Origin of the sequence: Mesotoga sp. B105.6.4 (assembly GCF_002896535.1) — a bacterium.
Taxonomy (GTDB): Bacteria; Thermotogota; Thermotogae; order Petrotogales; family Kosmotogaceae; genus Mesotoga.
The window spans coordinates 1-4,332 of the sequence record NZ_JWIM01000098.1; the positions used below are offsets into that span (position 1 = coordinate 1).

Below are 4,332 nucleotides of genomic sequence, written 5' to 3' on the forward strand. Positions count from 1 at the left end.
GTAGGTATCGCCCAGATGTTATGCAAGAGGAGAGTCTTTTTGACTCTCCTTTTTGTTTGAAAACCAGTTCCAAGTTGTGAGTTGCATGTTGCAAGAATAACGAACGAGGTTCGGGGTTGGAAGAGCAAAGGATCAGTTGCAAGATGCAGAAGTGATGCTGCCTCCGGCAGGAAGTGAGGCTCGCTGCGCGAGGAAGTGATGCCCGGAGGAATATCCGGGGAAGTGATGCTGACGCATTCGCGCCAGGAGGGAGAAAGAATTTCCGAGGTTGCGGATAGCGGGTTGGGGATTGGACAGAGCAAAAAGACTGGTTCTCCGTTGAATGGTTCTCCGCATGTTTCATATTTTGCTAGATTACAGGATTGGCATTTTGCCGTAGAATAACTGGCTTACAATAAGAAACGCAGCAACAATTGGCGAAGACTACTTGCGGCAAGTCACCGTTTTTTATCGGACCGGCATTTTTCTGCCTAAGCAAGAATATGAAATTGGGGGTTTTAAGCACTTATATCCCGGTCTTCATGAATTCTTTCGAGTGGTTTTTCACATTTGTATACTGGCCAGTAACTTACTGTGCAGTATACAGACCGTTTTTCCGTTGTAATGGAACTTTTTTGAGTGAAGCTTAATCTTCCTCTACCTCAAAAGAAAGTCAACCGGAAGTTGTCCGATCAAATCGATCAGTTCCGCCTCGGTAGATGTCTTGATTAAGATTATCTGCTTACCTTCTCTCCATTCGTTAACTATTACAGGCAGTTCCGAAGACGAGAACTCCGGCAGATATTCTTCGATATAAAGTGGCATTTTGTCGGGATAATCGAGTGAGTAGAGGACTACGACGAGTTCCGTCTCCAGAAATCTTTCGTATTGTGAATTGCCAAGACTTAGAAAGCCCTTTCTTGAAAATCCTTTTATGAATCTCTCTTCGAATACTCCCACAGGGTTGCTCATCCCATAAACTAGAACTGAGTTTTTCACTATTTCGACATCAGGAACATTCTCATCGTTTAGTGGGCCGTCCAAAAAGTCCTCGGGCAGTTCTCTGATTATTTTCATCAATTCGTCAGTTGTATCTGTCATTATAAGAACAATTCTCCTGCCGTCCCTGATTTCGTTCAGGATTACGGGCGTTTCCGAAGACGAGAACTCCGGTATAATGCCCAACATGTAGTCGGGCATCGTGGCGGGCTGATCGAGAGAGTGAAGGACTATTATCCTCTGAGTACTCATCACTTCGTCTATATCGGCGAAGCAGAGATCGAGAAGCCTCTTGTTAGAAAGATGTGCCGTGAATCTATCATTGAACAGCTCAACCGGACTCCGTTTTCCAAAAATGAGAGCCGAACTTCCTATTACGGTTGAGTGACCGGTGAAGACTCCGGATGACTTCGTCTCCCCTGTCGTGAGGTCAATATAGTCGTATCCCGGATTGTTATAGACTGAAGGATCAAAGATCCAGAAGAGATCCATCATCACAGGTCCCATCTCTTTGTCGTTGTGCACACCCAAATCCCATACCTCAATAGATTTCGCAAACACATAGTACCCATCGGGGAGCGAGAAGTTGTTTCTGTCATAATTAAGGTATAGCCTGCCGGAAGTCGAGTCTACAAGATACCATTTTTCTTCTAAATAAACTTCGACAAGAATGTGACCTACTATCATGCCACTGTTTGATTTCTTTCTTGCCTCGATCCAGTCAATCCGAGCAGTCTGGATGAATACGGAAGGAATCCCCTTTGCCCTTGCAAGCGACACGAAAGCCAGTCCATAGTCTGTGCAGCCAGTTACTCCTCCGGTTGTTATGATTTCATGTGATGTTCTGCCAAACTTCTCTCCCTCAACTCCCCTCAGGTTTCCCATCATCCAGCCGTATATCTCTTTAATTGTCGACAAATTCTTATTGTCATTAAACTGATCGGCGATCGCGGCAATCTCATCGGTGATTCGAGTCTGTGGGCCACATTGCAAAAACAGCTCTGGATAAGAATAATCGACATTGAGAAAATACCCTCTGAAAACAGGAGCTTCGATTTCATCGTCGTTCTTGAATTTCTCGATATTAAACTGTTCTACAGTCTCTTGTTCGACAACCTCGGCTATAGTGAAATACTGCAACAGACCACACCCTGAGAAAAGAAAGACACTCAATAAGACCAAAATCATTAGTAGTTGCTTCATTGTTACACCTCCTGTTGATCTTATTGCAGATGTTTTATGAAATCCATGGACATACTGGAAACTCCACCAGCAGTATTATTCTAAGCCCACTTTTAGCAAATGGAGCAACGAACCTTCATCTACAGGTCATTGCTCCACAATTCATCTCGAATAAGTTCGCTCTCAGTTATCCAGCGAGATCGACTTCGGAAGGTTAACTACGGCGCCGCCAAAAGTTGGGTCGGGAAATTCAATTCCTTCGAGCATCTCATAGTTTATAAGGGTAGGGAAGAAGCTTAAGAGATCGGAAAAGCCCTCGGGGTGGTCGAAAATGTTGTATAGTCTCAGGATAATCGTCTTACCTTCTTCATCGACTGGGATTTCAGTATCGAGATCTTCTCCGTTCGGTCTTATGTAGTCCAGCAGCTCTTCCAATTCGTTCGCGTTTTCTGAAAGGGCATCATAAGCGTCCTGATCGAACGGGATGTACCACTGTGAAGTCAGGTTGTGCTTATTGCCTTCGGTCCGTGTGTCCTTCAAGAGGTCCTCCGCCAGCAGCATCGTCGTTTCAGGTATCTCCAAAGCGATATCCCTTATCGAACTCAGCCATGGAGGACTTTTGAAGGGGTTCCTGAATGTCAAGAAGGACGTGCCAATAAATGCTTTAACTTCTGACGCGTCGATATTTCCGTCGCTATTTGTATCGATTTCCGGAGGATCTATCTCATCATCGATGTCTTCGAAATACTCCATGAAAGCCTCCGATGGTTCAAGATCATAAATGGTCAATGCTCTGGCGCTTGAAAGAGCACTGCCAACCAGCATTTTTAGAATCGCTATCTCTCCTTCATCGATTACGAGATAATCGTTCTCATCGAATCCAGGAGCGTACTCTATATCCAACCCCTGTGAGATCATGAACCAGAAATCGAGATCGAACACTGCGTCACCGCCATCGGGATCAACCTCGATCGAGACTATGTGATCACCTTTTGGCTTCTTCTCCAGGAAAAGGATATCCGAATAGAGACGGAAGTTTTCTGAGTAGGTTATGGAATCATTTTCACTCACTACTTCAAGTATCAGCTCTCTGTCGCTTTCAACAACTCCGTCTTCGTCCCAATCGAACTCATTTAGGAATACCTTTACTACAATACTCATCTCTCCGCTCAAATAGGAGATATCGTCCCAGACTTCCTGAAGGCTATCGGCGTAATTCTCCATTTCCTCCTGAAAATCGGTGATCTCCCCGCTGAGTGAATAATCGGAATTTTTGACTATGGGCCGACGAGAAGAAAGAGCATTTATCAGAAGCTGCGGTTTTCTAAGAATCAACGCCGATTTCAGCTTCATATTCAGTAGTTTTGCGCGCATGTCAGATGAAAGGCTCTGTGCGATTTGATCAGGATTCGAGACGAGGTTTTCGAAACTTGACAGTATTTCATCTCGATCCATTGTCCCTGCAATGTCAAGGGAACCAATCTGCGAATTGTATATGTCTAGAAGTTTCAGCAATTGCGGAATGGCCTTCATAGCTCCACGAATCGCGTGTCCTTCGGGATTCTCAGGATTCCTCTTCACGAAATCATCAATAACCTGTTCAAACTCTTCGGCAGTCTCTCCCGATAACTTGATCTCAGCCTCTTGACCTTCCGGAATGGGACTTACGTTGATCCGGAACTCTGCAACTCCGCTCTTGCCTTCATCACTTACGCTTACTCTCACTTTAAAAGGGCTGTTTTCGCTGTCACCGGGCAAAGACGTAAACACATAATCCCTTCCGACAATTCTGCCCGGTCCGCTGCTTATCGAGAATGATATCCCGTCGGAAACAGATGATAAAACAAACTGGCTAAGGCCAATAACAAGCTCCTCACCCTCCGTCACCTGTTGATCGGGAATTTCAACCTTGATCGCCCTAAAGAGAGAGCAACCACCGAGCGCTATCAAGGTGAATAGAGAAAGAAACACAAGGATCTTCTTGAACATTTCTTTTTCTCCCTTCTATATGATGGTATTGAATAACAGCATTTGGTTTACTTCATGAACCCTTTCGATTCAATCTTACACTTCATACTTAATACATAAAAACACAAAAAACTCTACTTGCGACTGCCATGAATCGTAAGGATAAGTTGCTAGATGCAAGTTGCAGTGTGCCAAGAAGGCGAA

The 4,332-nt window shown here is 44.6% G+C and carries 2 protein-coding genes; both read right to left on the reverse strand.

Features of this window, described 5'->3' with window-relative positions; genetic code table 11:
* Positions 1–636: 636 nt before the first annotated feature.
* Positions 637–2,181: a transglutaminase domain-containing protein gene (locus RJ60_RS14695; RefSeq protein ID WP_103135249.1), complete on the reverse strand. Its 1,545-nt coding sequence runs from the start codon at positions 2,179–2,181 to the stop codon at positions 637–639.
* Positions 2,182–2,343: 162 nt separating this feature from the next.
* Positions 2,344–4,149, reverse strand: a complete 1,806-nt coding sequence (locus RJ60_RS14700; protein WP_103135250.1) for a hypothetical protein — start codon at positions 4,147–4,149, stop codon at positions 2,344–2,346.
* Between the last annotated feature and the right edge of the window lie 183 nt (positions 4,150–4,332).

Coding starts and splice junctions, on each gene's coding strand:
- RJ60_RS14695 (WP_103135249.1), bottom strand. CDS start 2,181: ATGAAGCAACTACTAATGATTTTGGTCTTATTGAGTGTCTTTCTTTTC.
- RJ60_RS14700 (WP_103135250.1), bottom strand. CDS start 4,149: ATGTTCAAGAAGATCCTTGTGTTTCTTTCTCTATTCACCTTGATAGCG.